The organism is Lacrimispora brassicae, from assembly GCF_054772055.1.
Window position 1 is genome coordinate 1 of the sequence record NZ_BRYH01000026.1, and the last position, 18,029, is coordinate 18,029.

13 protein-coding genes and 1 tRNA gene are annotated in these 18,029 nt (G+C 45.2%); 3 read left to right on the forward strand and 11 right to left on the reverse strand.

Annotated elements, in window-relative coordinates; all coding sequences use genetic code 11:
* Positions 1 to 328 (reverse strand): hypothetical protein (locus ACYVD3_RS13190; protein WP_460642988.1); only part of this gene is annotated, 328 nt, incomplete at its 3' end.
* 39 nt (positions 329 to 367) lie between these two features.
* A complete protein-coding gene (locus ACYVD3_RS13195) occupies positions 368 to 1,702 on the reverse strand; it encodes an FAD-dependent oxidoreductase (protein WP_460642989.1) in 1,335 nt (444 codons plus the stop codon).
* 172 nt (positions 1,703 to 1,874) lie between these two features.
* Between ACYVD3_RS13195 and ACYVD3_RS13200 the strand changes: the two genes are divergently transcribed.
* Positions 1,875 to 3,242: an EAL domain-containing protein gene (locus ACYVD3_RS13200; RefSeq protein ID WP_460642990.1), complete on the forward strand. Its 1,368-nt coding sequence runs from the start codon at positions 1,875 to 1,877 to the stop codon at positions 3,240 to 3,242.
* Between the two features lie 54 nt (positions 3,243 to 3,296).
* Here the strand turns inward: ACYVD3_RS13200 and ACYVD3_RS13205 are convergent, their stop codons facing one another.
* The 5 genes from ACYVD3_RS13205 to ileS form a co-directional block, all read right to left on the reverse strand.
* Positions 3,297 to 3,743 (reverse strand): CBS domain-containing protein, encoded by a 447-nt coding sequence (locus ACYVD3_RS13205; RefSeq protein ID WP_460642991.1) that lies wholly within the window; start codon positions 3,741 to 3,743, stop codon positions 3,297 to 3,299.
* A 203-nt stretch (positions 3,744 to 3,946) separates the two neighbouring features.
* Positions 3,947 to 4,708 carry a peptidoglycan DD-metalloendopeptidase family protein gene (locus ACYVD3_RS13210; protein ID WP_460642992.1) on the reverse strand — a complete coding sequence of 254 codons (762 nt, stop codon included), beginning with the start codon at positions 4,706 to 4,708 and terminating at the stop codon, positions 3,947 to 3,949.
* 40 nt (positions 4,709 to 4,748) lie between these two features.
* On the reverse strand, positions 4,749 to 5,669 hold the full coding sequence (locus ACYVD3_RS13215; protein ID WP_460642993.1) for a SpoIID/LytB domain-containing protein: 921 nt from the start codon (positions 5,667 to 5,669) through the stop codon (positions 4,749 to 4,751).
* A 96-nt stretch (positions 5,670 to 5,765) separates the two neighbouring features.
* On the reverse strand, positions 5,766 to 8,231 hold the full coding sequence (locus ACYVD3_RS13220) for a glycogen/starch/alpha-glucan phosphorylase (protein WP_460642994.1): 2,466 nt from the start codon (positions 8,229 to 8,231) through the stop codon (positions 5,766 to 5,768).
* Positions 8,232 to 8,252: 21 nt separating this feature from the next.
* Positions 8,253 to 11,366: an isoleucine--tRNA ligase gene (gene ileS / locus ACYVD3_RS13225; RefSeq protein ID WP_460642995.1), complete on the reverse strand. Its 3,114-nt coding sequence runs from the start codon at positions 11,364 to 11,366 to the stop codon at positions 8,253 to 8,255.
* Positions 11,367 to 12,501: 1,135 nt separating this feature from the next.
* Here ileS and ACYVD3_RS13230 point away from each other — a divergent pair.
* Positions 12,502 to 13,962, forward strand: a complete 1,461-nt coding sequence (locus tag ACYVD3_RS13230; protein WP_460642996.1) for a nicotinate phosphoribosyltransferase — start codon at positions 12,502 to 12,504, stop codon at positions 13,960 to 13,962.
* A 208-nt stretch (positions 13,963 to 14,170) separates the two neighbouring features.
* Here ACYVD3_RS13230 and ACYVD3_RS13235 read toward each other — a convergent pair whose 3' ends face one another.
* Positions 14,171 to 14,353, reverse strand: coding sequence for a DUF6472 family protein (locus tag ACYVD3_RS13235; protein ID WP_460642997.1), 183 nt, complete (start codon positions 14,351 to 14,353; stop codon positions 14,171 to 14,173).
* A complete protein-coding gene (locus ACYVD3_RS13240) occupies positions 14,331 to 15,425 on the reverse strand; it encodes an acyltransferase (RefSeq protein ID WP_460642998.1) in 1,095 nt (364 codons plus the stop codon). Before ACYVD3_RS13240 ends, ACYVD3_RS13235 begins: the two co-directional genes overlap by 23 nt.
* 148 nt (positions 15,426 to 15,573) lie before the next feature.
* Here ACYVD3_RS13240 and ACYVD3_RS13245 point away from each other — a divergent pair.
* Positions 15,574 to 15,645: transfer RNA gene (locus ACYVD3_RS13245), tRNA-Glu, on the forward strand.
* Positions 15,646 to 16,011: 366 nt separating this feature from the next.
* Here ACYVD3_RS13245 and ACYVD3_RS13250 read toward each other — a convergent pair.
* The gene (locus ACYVD3_RS13250; protein ID WP_460642999.1) at positions 16,012 to 17,028 is read right to left on the reverse strand and encodes a substrate-binding domain-containing protein; all 1,017 of its coding nucleotides are present in this window, start codon (positions 17,026 to 17,028) and stop codon (positions 16,012 to 16,014) included.
* Positions 17,029 to 17,055: 27 nt separating this feature from the next.
* Positions 17,056 to 18,021 (reverse strand): ABC transporter permease, encoded by a 966-nt coding sequence (locus ACYVD3_RS13255; protein WP_460643000.1) that lies wholly within the window; start codon positions 18,019 to 18,021, stop codon positions 17,056 to 17,058.
* Between the last annotated feature and the right edge of the window lie 8 nt (positions 18,022 to 18,029).

Consider the following 18,029-nt stretch of genomic DNA (forward strand, 5'->3'; position numbering starts at 1 on the left):
CCGGACATTTGGGCGGCATTGGGCATACCGGCATCTCCGGACATTTCATGTAAACGGGAGCGGTTTCTGATTCACCTCTTGTGTCCGAACACTTAGAGCTTTTAGGCGGCATCCACGGGCAGGGACCTGCGGACATCCCCTGCTGTCTCATAAGTATGGGAGATGCCGCAGTGTCTGCGGATTTTGCCGGACCTGAGCCAAGGGGCATATCGGGGCGGATCACTGTACCAGGGTATACAGACATATCAAGCCCCATGGCAGCTTCCCACCCGGTTGAGCCGGTGCCGGTCATACAGCCGGGGCACCATTGCTTCGTATAACAATCCATAGGATGTGTGACTCCTTTCGCTATTGAAAGTTTCTAATATCAATCTATGAAAGGAATACTCTCTTGTGCAGGGCCTGCTGATATTTTTCCATTAATTTCAAAAGAAGATCCGTGGCAGGGGCACTCCCAGCGCTTATCGTACCGGTTCCATACCAGACGGCAGCCCATATGGGGACAGTTCACAGCTCCCGGTATGGTTCCGGCTGAAAGCCCCTTCACCGATTCCAGGCCATGGGAAACTAAGGTACCTGCAGCCGCCTTTAAATGATGTCTTCTGGGAGAGAATACCCCGTCATAAGGCGTCCTCCTGCCTGTTATCTGAGCGCTTAATATTTTGGCAGCCGCCATAGAAGAACTCATGCCCCACTTTCCAAAGCCTGTGGCAACATACCAGTCCGGTCTTAGGGAAGAAAAGGGCCCGATATAGGGGATTCCATCTAAGGTCATACAATCCTGGGCCGTCCACTTTCTGATTTCCCTGGCTTCCGGGAACAGATGTCCCCCCGCCCGTTTTATGGTGGAAAAGGGACTTTCCTTGGGGGCTTTTCCCGTCCTGTGGCTGCCATATCCCAAAAGTAGTTTATCCCCCACATTCCGGAAGGAATATGCCCTTTCGTCAATTCCAAGATACATGCCCTGCAAAGATTCCACCGGTTCAAGCTCCATCACATAGCTTTTTTCCTGATACATTTTTGCAAAATAAAACCCCGGCATATTGACAAAGGGGTAATGAGATGCAAATACTACTTTGTCCGCCTTTACCACCCCTTTGTCCGTCACAACGTCATGCCCCTGAACCCTGATGACCTTTGTCCGCTCAAAAATCGTAAGCCCTGAGGAAATATCTCTTAAAAATTCCAGGGGATGAAACTGGGCCTGTCCGGTAAAACGAACCGCTCCATGGACAGGAAAGGGAAGTCCGGTCTGTCTGACAAAGGAAGCAGGAAGTCCAAGCCTGGCGGCATACTCCGCCTCTTTTGAAAGTACCTCTGACTCCTGCACAGAATACAGATATGCATCCATTGGTTCATAATGGCAGTGTATGGAATAACGTTTAATGAGCTTTCCGTATTCTTCCACTGCCAACTGATTTGCCTTTCCATAGAGCCTTGCTGTCTCCTCGCCTACCGTACGCACCAGCCTTTCGTAGATCAGATTGTGCTGGGATGTGATCTTTGCGGTTGTAAATCCCGTCTGTCCGCTTCCCATACGGTTAGCCTCCAGCACCACCACATGAAGCCCATGCCTTTGCAGATAGAAGGCAGTGAGGATTCCTGCCATTCCCCCTCCTATTACTACTACCTCTGTCCGTTTGTTCCCCGACAAAGGGTTCCGTCCTGGTATTACGGCTGATTCTGTCCAGATTGATTTCATTTTCTTCACCTCTTGCTTGTATGCTAACATACCAAAAATTTCTTGCCTTATCCTTATTATTCTCTCTATTTTCAGATTAATGCCTCTTATCCCTCTTCCAATTATTTCTTGATTTCCCCCTGCTTTTATAATACAATAAAGTCAAACAGCCGATAAACAGGAGGTAATCCATATGAGTTGGTTTCATAAAAAAACATCTCCGGCCCTGCAAACAGAAACAAAAGTGCAGGCTGTGGAAAAAACAGCTTCAGAGAGCAAGCCGGAACGGGATACCTGTTTAAAACATCTAAACCAGGTCATGGGCTCCGGCGAACGGGGTGCTGCGTTAAAGCTTCACATAGAGAACTTTAAGCGGCTGAATCAGGTATTTGGTTATGAGTACTGTGAAACCCTTCTGGAACAGATTCTTACATATTTAAAAGAGGTGACAGGAAAAAACGTCTACCATTATATTGGCGTGGAATATATCATTATACTGGACAAATATACCCAGGGACAGGCTTTAGAGCTTGCAGAGGAGATCGCCGGAAGGTTTGACCATGTCTGGAAGGTCAGCGGCACAGACTGCTTATGCTCCGCACAAATGGGCATCTGCTCCTATCCGGGACATGCGGCCTCTTCGGACCAGATGTTAAAATGCCTGGACCTGGCCGTTACAAAAGCAGAAGAAGGCGGCCCCAACCAGGCGGTGGTCTTTGACAGCGCCTTGCATAAACAACTGCAGCGGCGGCAGACCATTGCCCTTTATCTGAGAACAGCCCTGGAAAAAGAAGAGGTGGAAGTCCGTTACCGTCCAACCCTTCATATGGATACGGGAATTTTCACCCGTGCCGAGCTTTACATGCGCATCTTTATTAAAGGTCTTGGGCTGATCGGAGCCAGCGAATTCCTTCCGGTTGCAGAGGATTCGGGACAGATCCGGGCCGTTGAATACTATGGCCTGGAAAAAACGGCCCAGTGCATCTCAGGATTGCTGAAAGCGGGAAACAGCTTTGAATCCATTGCCCTTCCCATATCTCCTGTCCTGTTTTTACAGGAAGATTTCCTTGATGAAGTGAGCCGAATCATGGATGCTTACCACATACCAAAGGGAAAGCTAGCCCTGGAAATCCAGGAAAGCGCCCTGACCATGGCTTATTTAAACATCAATGTGACCCTTCAGCAATTGCAGGAAATGGGTGTGGAGATCATCCTTAATGAATTCGGTTCCGGCCACTCCGGAATCTCCTCTATCCTGGACCTTCCCATGGATACCGTAAAGCTTGAGCGCCTGTTTGTGTGGCAGTTGGAAACAAACCCAAGGTCAAGGTCCGTCATTGAAGGGCTGGTCCGGATGGCCAGAGATCTTAATATAACCATCATTGCCGAAGGCGTGGAAACAGAAAACCAGGTCAATATCCTGACAGAAGCCGGCTGCAATTATCAGCAGGGGTTTTATTATTCGCCTACTTTGGAAAAGGACAACTTATTAAAGATCCTGGGCACTTCCTTATCAGATTCCTATCAGCTCTTAACAGAGGAAAAAGAAAAAATGAGATAAATCAAAAAAGCATTTTCGCCGTAGTTTGGCAGAAAATGCTTTTTTTATTGCGTTTTAATTAATGGCCGCAGCCTGGCAGTCCGTTGCCGGCCGCTGTACCTCCAGGGACTTGTTGTAAAAATAACGGATGACATCCTTGCGGGTGATGATCCCGATAAAATTCTTCTGATCATCCACAACCGGCACAAAATTCTGGTTCAATGCCTTATCAATCAGGTCTTCCATATTGGAATCCGCATACACCGGACGGTTGTCTGATCTTCTGTCAATGGCAGCCACCGTCACCTGCTCCGCTTCTTTTAAGCTGAGATTGAATTTGTTCTTGATCCCCCAAAGCATGTCTCCTTCGGTTATAGTCCCTACATATTTGCCCCTCCTGTTTATAACAGGTACGGCTGAGTATTTGTGATACTCCATCTTCTCAAGCGCCTGGCGCAGAGATTCATCTTCGAAAATATAAGCCACTTCATTCTTAGGTGTTAAAAAAAACAGTATGTTCATAGCCACACTCCCCGTTGATTCTCGTGAAAGCAACGAACCAAAGTCAAGCAAGCTTGACCTTGGCGACTGCCCACGGGGTCAAATACTCCACAGTTTGCTGTGGGGTATTTGACTGATCGGTTATAGTATAACAGATGACTCTTAATCACATATGAACATTTTATTATTTTTTTATAACATTTTCCTGAGATTTCTGTTAGAGCTTACTGCATATGATCCAGAGGATCAATGGACTTATCATTATAAGTTAATTCAAAGAATACGTTGGAGCCTTCCACGGAATAATACTTGGTAGGTTCGGCCACATAGCCTAAGACCTGACCTTCCTTCACATATTCATTTTCCACAACCTGCAGTTCCTTTAACTGACCGCAGACAGCCGTATAATTGTTGCCCATATTTAAGACAACGTAGCTTCCAATTTCTTCATTGGAGCCGACTTCCTGTACTTTTGCATTGGCAGGTGCCACAACCGGAGTGCTTACATCTCCTTGGATCACAAGCCCTGGATTGCATTTATACTGATCCAGAGTTGGGAAATAAATGGTGGACTCCATGCTGTAGTCCAAAATAACATTTCCGCGTATGGGCCATGTCATTCTGCTGGCATCGCTAAAATCAAGTACCAGAGACTTTGCCGCGCTTTTGTCTGTTCCGGCCTTTACTGCGGCCGCTTTTGTTTCCTGTTCTGCAGTGGCTTTATTGGAATCAGCCGCCTGCATTTCCTCTTCCATATTTTGCGTTGCATTGGAGTCTCCTGCAACTGCCACTTGTGTCTCCTGGGGGATTGATTCTTCAACAATCATATTGCTCTGATCCGGTACTTGCAGATAAGGGCTTTCTCCTCCACCATTTCCTCTTTGAACGGTAATGACTCCTGCTGCAGCAACTATAGTCAGCAGGCCTAGAACCAACAGGACAAGGAATACTTTATCCTTGAACAATTGACTTATTTTCTCTTTCACGTTTATCACCTCGATAATATTCTTACCAAGAGTGAAAGAGTTATTCAGAAATTAAAACAATATTTTTATAAAAATTAGGGAGAATTTGTTCTGCCGTCCATCCTTCCTCTGCTTCGCATTTGGCTCCATACTGACTCATGCCGTAACCATGCCCGATCCCCTGGCAAATTACCCGGACTCCCCCTTCGTATTCCTCAAATCCATAGGAAGAGGATGGAAGTCCAAGGACCCGCTGGATTTCTTCTCCTGTATAGACCCTGGTGCCGATCTGGATCTGACCCACATATCCTCCCTCATCTCTGAGAATGATTTGAATGCTTCCTGGAATCTGATCCGCCTTTACAGGCACATCTCCGGAGATCTGATTGATTTTTTCCGCAAAATCCTCTTTTTTGTAAGAGATTACAGTGAGAAAACCTTCCACTTCCACATCCCTGGGACAGGCAACCGGCTGCAAATAGGAATGGTTCTCATCTCCTGTCCTGGTCTTTCCTGTGCTGGCCCGGTGAAATAAGGGATCAATCAGCGTTCCGTCAATCATCATGACCGTTTTAGCCGTGGACCGGACCGCTTCTTCCACTGCCTGATAGCTGGCCACAAAGGCTTCGCTTCCCCACAGCTTTTCCATCTGCCGTTCCTCCAGATACTCCATGTGAAGCTCGGATTCCTTCACTTCATTCTGCCCGTTCATTTTTCCATAGATGTATGTCCTTGCAATGATTGCCTGGGCTCTCAGCGCTTCCCTGCCGTAGTCGGCCGGCATCTGCTTTGCCACCACGCCGGGCAGGTATTCTTCCACATCCATATAGGATTCTCCATTTTTCCGGTCCAAGATGATCTTCTTTCCGCTGGTGATGATGGGAACCTCTTTCCTCGCCTCAATCTTTCCCGTCCAGGCCAGAGTAATTATATATGGAAACAACAGCGCAAGGATACACGCCATCACCGCCTTTTTCATCATTCCAAATCACCATCCTTTCTATTTCCCTGACTGAAACCCTTGTTCAATATATGCAAAAAAACGCCCCGGAATCACTTCCGGAACGTTTTTACAAATCTATGCCTCTTCTTCCAGCTCCACCTTCACCTTTTCCAGGTGCCAGATGTCCTTTACATATTCCTCAATGGTGCGGTCTGAGGTAAACTTGCCGCTGGAGGCCACATTTAAGATAGCTGCTTTTGCCCACCATGCCTCATCCCGGTACGCCTGATCCACCCGGCGCTGGGCTTCTGCATAGGATGGGAAATCCTTTAAAATAAAGTAGGTATCCGCCCGGTCGCTGCTTTGGGTATTTAATAAAGAGTTATAAATATCCCGGAACAGTTCCGGATTCTGGGGAGAATAATAGCCGTTAATAAGCTGCATCAGCACTCTGCGGATCTCATAATTGTTGTTGAAAATTTCCATGGGATTATATCCGCCCTCGTTTTCGTAACGGATCACCTCGTCGGAAGACATGCCAAAGATAAAGGCGTTCTCCGCTCCCACTTCCTCTACGATTTCCACATTGGCTCCATCCATGGTTCCAAGGGTCAGGGCGCCGTTTAACATGAATTTCATATTTCCGGTACCAGAGGCCTCCTTGCTGGCCGTGGATATCTGTTCGCTGACATCTGCAGCCGCAAAAATGATCTCCGCGTTGGATACTTTATAATCCTCAATGAAAACCACCTTAATCTTACCGCCGATGCTTCTGTCATTGTTAATGACATCAGCCACCGCATTGATCAGCTTAATGGTCAGCTTTGCACGCTTATAGCCTGCTGCCGCCTTTGCACCGAACAAAAAGGTTCTGGGAACCATGTCAAGGTTTGGGTTATCCTTTAGCTGATTGTACAAATACATCACATGGAGGATGTTCATTAACTGCCGCTTGTATTCATGGAGACGCTTTACCTGCACATCAAACATGGATCTGGGATCCACATCAATGCCGTTATGCTCTTTAATATATCTTGCAAGGCGCACCTTGTTCTGGTATTTAATGTCCATGAACTCCTGCCGGCACCTGGGGTCTTCTGCATAGATTGCCAGGCGGTGAATATGAGACAGATTGGAGATCCAGTCGCTGCCGATCTTTTTCGTAACCCAATCAGCTAAAAGCGGATTTCCATGAAGAAGGAACCTTCTCTGGGTGATGCCGTTGGTCTTGTTGTTGAATTTTTCCGGCATCATCTGATAGAAGTCCTTTAATTCCTGGTTCTTTAAAATCTCTGTGTGGAGCCTGGCAACGCCGTTTACCGAGAAGCCTCCCACGATCGCCAGATTGGCCATGCGGACCTGACCATCGTAAACGATGGACATTTTCCGCAGCTTTTCCTGGTTGCCGGGGTACATCTCCACGATCTTCTGCTGGAATCTCCGGTTGATTTCTTCCACGATCTGGTAGATTCTGGGAAGCAGCCTGGAAAACAGCTCAATCGGCCACTTTTCCAGAGCTTCCGACATAATGGTGTGGTTGGTGTAGGCGCAGGTCTTTGTTGTAATCTCCCATGCTTCATCCCAGCTTAAGCCGTAATCATCCAGAAGGATTCTCATAAGCTCCGGAACTGCCACAGTGGGATGGGTGTCATTTAGCTGGAAAACCGTCTTTTCGTAGAATTTATGTATGTCGTCATGCTTTTCCATGTACTTCATGACCGCTCTCTGCACGCTGGCGGAAATGAAGAAGTACTGCTGTTTTAAGCGAAGTTCTTTTCCTGCATAATGGTTGTCGTTGGGATAAAGGACTTCTACAATGGTTTTAGCCAGGCTTTCCTGCTCCACGGCCTTCTGGTAGTCTCCCCTGTCAAAAGAATCCAGGCTGAAGGTATTAACTGCCTGGGCATCCCAGATTCTTAAGGTATTCACCACATTGTTTCCGTATCCCACGATAGGCATATCATAGGGAACAGCCAGAACAGACTGGTATCCCTCATGGACAAACCGTTCCCTGCCGTTTTCCCTTACCGTATTCACATATCCGCCGAATTTTACCTCAGTGGCATATTCTGCGCGGCGAAGCTCAAAGGGATAGCCGTTCTTCAGCCAGTCATCAGGCACTTCTATCTGATATCCGCCTTCTATTTTCTGTTTGAACATACCGTAGCGGTAACGGATCCCGCATCCATAGGCCGGATAGCCAAGAGTTGCCAGGGAGTCCAGGAAGCAGGCCGCAAGACGGCCCAGTCCCCCGTTTCCAAGAGCAGGGTCCGGCTCCTGGTCCTCGATGACGTTTAAGTCAAATCCCAGCTCTTCAAGAACTTCCTTTACCTCCGGCTGAGCCATAATATTTATAATATCATTGCCAAGAGCACGGCCCATAAGGAATTCCATTGACAGATAATACAGGGTCTTTACATCCTGCTTCTCGTACTCCTTATGGGTTGCGATCCATTCGTCTATGATAACATCCTTCACCGCATAGGCGACTGCCTGGTACATCTGCTCCGAAGTGGCTTCATCAACCGTCTTGCGGAACACATTCTTCATATTAAACAGAACACTTTTTTTAAAGGTTTCCTTATCAAATCCCATACTCATTCTACCAAGCCTCCTAACCGTTTACTGAAACTTCTCCACACCCAGGGTTACATTTTCGCCGTTAATGTTCCACTCTTTTTCATAACCGGCCAGCGTTTCAAGGATGATGTCTTCTGCAAGTACCTCACTCTTTACTTCTTCCTCATGGCTCTTTAATATACCGGCAATTTTTTCATTGCCCTTGCTGTATACCACAATGTGATCCGTTACCTCAAACCCTGCTTCCTTACGCATGGTCTGGATCTTGCTGATCAGCTCACGCACAAAGCCCTCTGCCAATAGCTCAGGCGTCAGATTGGTATCCAAAACAACGGTGATGGTATTATCTCCCTCAGATACGTAGCCCTCCGTCTGGGCGGTATCAATGAGAAGGTCATCCCTGGTGAGTACGACTTCGGTTCCGTTAAATGAGAAGGTAAGAGCACCTGTTTCATTTAAGGTGTCCATGGCTTCATTGCCGTTGACCTCTGAAAGAGCCTTTTTAATGTCTCCCAACTGCTTGCCGTATTTCGGTCCAACGGTTTTTAACTGGGGTTTAAAGCTGTAGGAGGTGAAATCCCTTACATCATCGGTAAATACCACTTTTTTTACGTTCAGTTCTTCCTCGATGATCTCCTGGTAAAATACAGGAAGGGTGTGAGGCGCTTTTACGAACATCTGGCCAATGGGCTGGCGGTTCTTTAAATTAGCCGTATTTCTGGCGGCCCGGCCCATGACTACGATTTTCAACACTTCATCCATATCCGTTTCCAACTGCCTGTCAATATAAGCCTGGTTTGCCACAGGATAATCGCATAAATGGATGCTCTCCGGCGCAGACTTATCCGCGCTGCAAACCATGTTCTGATAGATCTCCTCGGTCATGAACGGGATGAGGGGAGCCGCTGTCTTGCTTACGGTTACAAGGGCCGTATAAAGGGTCATGTAGGCGTTGATCTTATCCTGTTCCATCCCCTTTGCCCAGAAGCGTTCCCTGCTTCTGCGGACATACCAGTTGCTCATATCATCAACAAAATCCTGAAGCGCTCTTGCTGCTTCCGGAATCTGATAGCCGGAAAGGTAAGCATCCACATTCCCTACCAGGGTGTTCAGCTTGGAAAGAAGCCATTTATCCATGACGGGAAGCTTTTCGTATTCCAGACTGTATTTTGTGGGGTCAAATTCATCAATATTCCCGTAGAGCACAAAGAATGCATAGGTATTCCAAAGGGTGCCCATAAATTTGCGCTGTCCTTCCATAACTGCTTTTCCGTGGAAACGGTTAGGCAGCCATGGTGCGCTGTTCACATAGAAATACCAGCGGATGGCATCGGCTCCGTAGGTTTCCAGAGCATCAAAGGGGTCTACTGCATTTCCCTTGGATTTGCTCATCTTCTGCCCGTTCTCATCCTGGACATGTCCCAGAACGATTACATTTTTATAAGGCGCCTTGTTAAAGATCAGGGTGGAGATGGCAAGGAGGGAATAGAACCAGCCTCTTGTCTGGTCCACGGCCTCGGAAATAAAGTCAGCCGGGAACTGTTTTTCAAACAGGTCTTTGTTTTCAAAAGGATAGTGGTGCTGGGCAAATGGCATGGAACCGGAATCAAACCAACAGTCGATTACCTCCGGCACTCTCTTCATCTGCTTCCCGCACTTTGGACAGGTAATGGTCACCCCGTCAATGTATGGACGGTGAAGCTCGATGTCCTCAGGGCAGTCAGGAGACATTGCTTTTAATTCCTCAATGCTTCCGATGGAATGCTGATGACCGCACTCACATTCCCACACATTAAGGGGAGTTCCCCAGTAACGGTTCCTGCTGATGCCCCAGTCCTGGACATTTTCCAGCCAGTCGCCGAAGCGTCCTTTTCCAATGCTTTCCGGGATCCAGTTGATGGTATTGTTGTTGCGGATTAAGTCTTCCTTTACGGCGGTCATCTTGATGAACCAAGACTCTCTTGCATAGTAGATCAATGGGGTATCGCATCTCCAGCAGTGAGGATAGCTGTGCTCAAATATAGGCGCTGAGAATAAAAGTCCTCTTTCCTTTAAATCCTTTAAAATCATTGGATCCGCTTTTTTGCAGAAGGTGCCTGCCCACTTGGTCTCCTCGGTCATCTCACCTGCCCCATTGACAAGCTGTACAAAGGGAAGGTCATATTTTCTTCCCACCTTGGAATCATCCTCACCAAAAGCAGGAGCAATGTGGACCACACCGGTACCGTCGCTCAAAGTGACATAAGTGTCGCAGGTCACATAATGTGCTTTCTTATCTGGTTTTACAAAATCAAACAAAGGCTCGTATTCCTTATATTCTAAGTCCTTTCCCTGATACCTTTCTAAAACCGTGTACTCCCCTTCCAGAACCTTTTCACAGAGAGCCTCTGCCAGATAATAGATGTACTCTCCATTTTCCACCTTCACATAGGTCTCATTGGGGTTCACGCAAAGGGCCACGTTGGAAGGAAGGGTCCAGGGGGTGGTGGTCCAAGCCAGAATGTAGGCTTCTTCTCCCTTTACCTTGAACCGGGCAATAGCGGAATGTTCCTTTACATCCTTATACCCCTGGGCCACCTCATGGCTTGATAAGGGGGTACCGCACCGGGGACAGTAGGGAACGATCTTAAAGCCTTTGTACAAAAGGCCCTTTTCCCAGATCTGCTTTAATGCCCACCACTCGGATTCAATAAAATTATTTTCATAAGTCACATATGGGTCATCCATGTCAGCCCAAAAGCCAACGGTCTTAGAAAAATCCTCCCACATGCCTTTGTATTTCCAAACGCTTTCCTTGCAATACTTGATAAATGGCTCCAGGCCATACTCCTCGATCTGTTCCTTGCCGTCAAGGCCCAGCATTTTTTCCACTTCCAGCTCCACCGGCAGCCCGTGGGTATCCCAGCCTGCTTTACGTGGAACGTCATACCCTTTCATGGTGCGGTATCTTGGGATCATATCCTTGATGACCCTGGTCAATACATGCCCGATATGGGGTTTCCCATTGGCAGTGGGCGGACCGTCATAAAACGTATAGGTTTCTGCTTCCTTACGGTTTTCCATGCTCTTTTTAAAAATTTCATGATCTTCCCAGAACTTTTCAACCTCTTTTTCTCTTGCTACAAAATTCAAGTCTGTAGGGACTTTCTTGTACATCTTTTGCGACCTCCATTTCTACATATATAAAAAAAGCCCTCATCCCGTAATCAGGACGAAAGCCTCACTATATCTCCGTTATACCACCTATTACCGCATACCAGCATATGCTTTCCCTTAACGCGGAAACTACGTCCTGACCTACTGCCAAAGCTTTCAGCCGGAAACTCCGGAGTGATATTCGAACCCACGCTACTTTCGCCAGGCTTCCACCCTCCCCGGCTCTCTTTGGATTTCCCATGGTCCTACTGTCTCCATCAAAGTTTTTCTTCCTATTATGATGTGGTTATACTAATATTACCGTATTTTTTAATTATAGGGATTAAAAAAAGAAATGTCAAGGCTAATTTGAATTTCCTCCCAGCAGCCGGAAGGCACAAAGGAGAACGGGCACCGAATCATTTTCATGAAATCCGATACCCGTTCTACACGCTTTCATCCATTGGTTCTTAATTACCTCTCTCGTTACGTTTTTACTGCTCGTTCTCTTGATGCTCTATATGAATTTTTCCCGTTGCCTTTCGCTTAAAACCATCTACAATCTGTATTCTCTGCATCGTTGTTTTCATTCTACTATATTGTTATCCAGCTACCGAATAAAAATTCAATCCGGACGAATCAAAATCACTCATCAGATGAATATTTCTCTGCAGTTATAACCAACTATAGGCATATATGAGATTGGTAGATCTTCATTCCGGCTTCATCCATGCTTTCACATTTATCCATCGCCTTTTTCGGTTTTCTGCTAAGGTCTAACGGTTTGGCCTTTTGCCTGAACCTGCAAGTTACTGGTTCAGACGAAACTTATGTTTTCGGTGGAATCAACCTCCTTTTCTCTGTTATCCTCCGAAATAAATTTAGGATATTGGATTAGAAATTATTTTCTTTTGTTTATGGTTTTATTATATACCATCTCTCTATATTTTGCAAGTCTTTTTCAATAAAAATTATTAGTTAATTATTAATTTTCAAATTGTATTGTATTATTTAGATTATTTGATCATTTTCAAATATTTATTTGATATTTTTGACACTATTTACATTGTTACTTTTTTGTCAATTCCATTGTGTTTTTGTAAACTTATGGTATAATGTGCGAAAAGGTTTAGTAAAAGGAAAAAGGAGAACAGCTATGAGCCAGCGGAATTTAACTTTATTAACAGACCTCTATGAATTGACCATGATGCAGGGATATTTTAAAGAGAAAAACGCCAACGAAACCGTTATATTCGATGTTTTCTACCGCAGCAATCCAGGAGGCAACGGGTATGCGATCTGCGCAGGCTTGGAACAGGTCATTGAATACGTAAATGAGCTTCATTTCAACCAGGAGGATGTGGATTATTTACGGTCCATCGGCCTGTTTGAAGAAGACTTTTTGGAATATCTTCATCATTTTAAATTTTCCGGCGACATCTACGCCATTCCTGAGGGTACGGTCGTATTCCCTCGAGAACCCTTAGTAAAAGTCATTGCTCCCATTATGGAAGCCCAACTGATCGAAACCGCTTTGCTCAACATCATCAACCACCAGAGCCTGATCGCCACCAAGACCGCCAGGGTCGTATTTGCTGCCGCAGGAGACGGGGTTATGGAATTTGGCCTGCGCCGCGCCCAGGGACCTGATGCCGGGATTTACGGTGCAAGGGCCGCCATGATCGCAGGCTGCATCGGCACCTCCAATGTGCTGGCAGGAAAGATGTTTCATGTTCCGGTGAGGGGAACCCATGCCCATAGCTGGATCATGAGCTTCCCTGACGAATTAAGCGCATTCCGCAGCTATGCAAAGCTCTATCCCACTGCCTGTATCCTTCTGGTGGACACCTATGATACGTTAAAATCCGGCGTTCCCAATGCCATCAAGGTGTTTAAGGAAATGCGGGAAGCTAAAATCCCCCTTGCCACCTATGGGATCCGCCTGGACAGCGGGGACTTGGCATACCTTTCTAAAAAAGCTAAGAAAATGCTTGACGAGGCCGGATTTTCAGATGCAGTGATCTCCGCCTCCAATGACCTTGACGAAACTTTGATCAACAGCTTAAAGATCCAGGGCGCTACCATTAATTCCTGGGGCGTTGGCACCAATTTGATCACCTCCAAGGACTGCCCTTCCTTTGGAGGCGTCTACAAGCTGGCGGCTGTGATGGATAAAAAGACCGGCCAGTTCATGCCAAAGATCAAGCTTTCTGAAAATGCGGAAAAGATCACCAATCCGGGAAACAAGATCATCAAGCGTATTTACAGCCGGGAAACCGGGAAGATCATTGCCGACTTAATCTGCCTGGAAGGGGAGGTCTTTAAAGAGAACCATTCCCTTCTTCTCTTCGACCCCCTTGAAACATGGAAAAAGACCCATCTGGCACCTAACAGCTATACCATGAGGGATCTTCTGGTCCAGATATTCAAAGAAGGAAAATGCATTTATGAGGCCCCAGCCGTCATGGACATCCAGTCTTACTGTAAAAAGGAGCTTGATACCCTCTGGGATGAGTCCCGGCGTCTGGTAAATCCTCACGAAGTTCACGTTGACTTATCCAATAAGCTTTGGCATATGAAGAACCAGTTGCTGGACAGCTATCATTTCAGAGACTGATCCAATGGACCAGTCCATTGTTCACATTCTGGTCATAATCTTTTTACAGCCTGGTCAAATTTTCTTCATATTTAATCGATATACTAAAAACATCAGAAAAAGATGTTGCCAACATACTTTGAGATAAAAATTTTTTTCATAATTGCCGGTATTCCTTCAAGGGATACCGGCTCCTCCCTTTTTCAGGGCTTCTTTTCATCATTTCCCTTTACATCTGCTTTCTCACCACTGAGTATTCATCCCCGAATTTAAAATGAGGGCAGCTCTGGAAAGAATTGCTTAAAAACCGTATCATCTCATCCTCATCCAGATCCATCTTACACTCATAGTATTGGTATTCTTCATTGTAATCATAATGTATACAATATTCACAGCTTGCCTTTTGGTCCATGTAACCCTCTCCTTTTGCTTTTATTCCTTCTATCATAAACCCAACCCATCGCTTTTTTCAAAAGCTTTCCTATGGTACCGTCAATGATCCAGGCGGCTGCCAGGGAAATAAGAAACGTAAGGATCGTCTCCCAGATGATCTTTGGCACGTAATAATGTCTTAGGAAAGTCTTTTCCAGCAGCCCTCTGACCACCTGTCCCAAAACCAGATAATGGATCAGATAGATGGAATAGCTGTAACGGCTTATATAGTTGGCAGCCTTTGCAAGGACAGGCGTTTTTATGTCCCCGAAACGCTCGAAGAACAGAAAAACAGCCGCAGCCATTGCCATCATTGTGGGAGCCAGGTCGTGGATCCCGGGCGTAACGGATGGGGTGAGGCATTTTTGAACCATTGTGATGCAAAAACCGGTAATACCAAGAATTCCAAAGGGGAGATATTTGCTGCTGCCGTACAGACGCTTTAATGCATATCCCAAAACAAAATATATGAACCAGCCCTTAAATATCATATATTGAAGGCTCTCCCCTAAATCCAGGCCAAAGGCCGGAAAATAGGTGCAGATTCCCTGGACAATCATCATAAGGACCAGAAGGATCTTTAAATCCTTATCGCTCATGGCCTTCATCATCCGGGCCAGAAAGGGCGCACAAAGGTAAAGCGCCATGATCACATACATGAACCACAGATGGGGCGTCATGGGAATGGTCCCTGTAAAAAGCCCTTTTCCAAAAGCCGCCAGGTGCTCCTGCCACCTAAGGGGCTCCTGTCTTAAATGAATTTCATAATACCAATAATAGATTCCGCTGTAATATGCAAAAGGGATAAAAATTGTTTGAAACCGGCTGCGGTAAAATCCAGGAATATCTTCTGTCCCTGATTTTAAAAGAAAGAGTCCGCTCAGCATAAAATAAATCCCTACAAATGATAAAAGCACCGGCAAAAGAGCTGCCGAAAACAGCCATTGCCTGTAATTTAAGGTTTCTGCCGGAACCGCATGAATCATGATGATGGCAAAGACCGCTAGGGTCCTTAAGTAATCGTATTTCACTTCCCGCTTTTTAAGTCCCATACCTCTCCTCCTGCTTCCTCTGGACTTAGAAAAGTATAGCATATATAATCCGATTTTGACAAATTTTTTATTTCATTAAAAAAAGTGTAGACAAATGGAAATTCCTATGGTATTATAATGAAGTTGTCAGAGATGACACATACACAACGGCCTATTGGTCAAGCGGTTAAGACACCGCCCTCTCACGGCGGAAACCCGAGTTCGATTCTCGGATAGGTCATAGGTAAGCACTGTATTTTCCTTATATTTACTGGGATTATACAGTGTTTTTTATATTTTTAATATCTTTGAAAAGAAATCCCTATAATCATTGCTCCTATGATATCGTTTTATAGGGCCATTTAAAAGCTTCCGCGTTTGCTACAGTCTACTGAAGAAAATAAAAGCGACCGTTGGCGTATTGGATGATCAGTACCTGGGGAAATCCGTAAGTACCTATCCAATCAACTGCCAACGACCGCTTACAGCAATCAAACTTCATTGATGTTAATTTTCAGTTTTTTCTTAGCTGGTCACTCCCGGCACAGACTGTTCAAAAGAATTACTAAAGTTATGTTAACTGCCCAGTGAATTTTTTGCAGCAATCTTACCACTCACCTTTAAAAGTATCTACATTATCTTTATTTACTTCAACCTGTTTGATTTCTGTAACAGGAGCAACTGTTTCACCTTTTAAGAAATTAACTGCTGTTACAATGGCTACATGCCCTTCTTCAACTGCTGACATATAGGTAGTACCATCAATTAAACCAGCTTTAACTGCCTGGAGGCCATCAATACTTCCGCCCAGACCGATAACTTTTACAGTATCTTTTAATCCTGCTTCTTTTAAAGCCTGTCCTGCCCCAGTTGCTGAGTTATCATCCTGACAGATTACAATATCAAACTCAGTTTTTTTCTGAATCATATCTTCTACAATTCTAAGTGCCTGTTCTTTTTCCCAGTTTGATGTCTGATTAAAAATAATTTTAATATTGCTGCCTTCCAATGCCTGCTCTAATCCTTTTTTTCTATTGATCTGTGGTGTTGTTCCCGGAACGCCTTCAATGAGAATTGCCTTTCCCCCTTCTTCTCCTAACAACTGTTTAGCAAGTTCACCGGTTACTGCACCTGTATTTACTTCATTTTGTCCTACATAAGATACAAGGCCATCATATTGTCCGTTCTCCTCTTCACCAATTGCATTGGTAAATGCAAGAATTGGAATATTAGATTCATTTGCAGATTTTACAATCTTCTCGCCTGATCCTGAATCAACAGAGCATAATGCAATTAAATCCACACCTTTTACAATAAAATCTTCTGCCTGAGCAAGCTGTTTGGAAGCATCCCACTGTGCATCTGCATATTCAATCTTTACATTATTTTCTTTTGCCGCTGCATCAATTCCTTCTTTTGTAGCTACAAAATAACCTGTTGGACCGGGAAGTAAAACTGCAATTTTATACTCGTCTTTTGTCTCACCGGCTGCCTGTGTTTCTGGGGCCTCTGTAGCTGCTGTTGTCTCTTCTTTGGTTGGACTTGGGGTAGAACAAGCAGTCATACCCGCTGCCATCACCGCTGCCAATCCAAATGCTAATACTTTTTTCATTTGCCTCTTCATAATATTCTCTCCTTTTCTTTGTTGGGCTTAACTTGAAGCCAGCCGTCTTTTGCTAAATGAATCTGCTCCCACTGCGATTAATATAATTAATCCTTTAAATATATATTGAAAATACATATCTACACCAAGTAAGTTAAAACTATTATTAATCACGCTCATAAGCAGCACTCCAATGACTGTTTTCAGTACAGATCCTGATCCGCCTGCAACAGAAGTACCGCCAATTACTACCGATGCAATTGCATCCATATCATAGCCATCTCCCGCTACCGGACTGGCCGTTCCCATTCTGCCTACCAGTACGATCCCGGCCAATGCCGCTAACACTGCGTTGATTACAAATACCTTTATTTTATAAGAGTCTACATTGATTCCATTTAATTTACTGGCTTCTTCATTGCCTCCAACAGAATAAACATATCTTCCAAATCGTGTTTTTGTAAGAATTACAAAAGCTATGGCAACCGCTGCTGCAAATATGATGACAGGAATGGGAATTCCAGCCACATATCCATTTCCGATGGTATCCAGTACCGGAATTGTTCTTGTAATTGGATAGCCTCCGGTAAACATCAGCATGGCACCTTTTACTACACTTACCATTGCCATGGTTGCAATCAGGGAAGGTACATTAATTTTGGCAACTGCAATACCATTAATCAGTCCCACCACTGCACTGATTCCAAGAGCTGCCAAAACAGCAATTGCTACCGGAACCCCATTCCCCATTGTTATCAGTTTCATTGTTACCGCACCTGACAAAGCAGCTACCGCCCCAACGGAGATATCGAAGCTTCCTGATATAATTACAAATGTCATTCCTGTTGCGATAATGCCGATGATGGAAGACTGCCGTAACAGGTTTAAGATATTCTTTTGAGTTGCAAAGGCCGGAGTTGCAAATGAGATGACCACGCACAGCAGAATAAAACCTATTACAACACCATATTCCCGAAAATTCATTTTTTTCAGTACACCCATTTTATTCTTCATATCACACA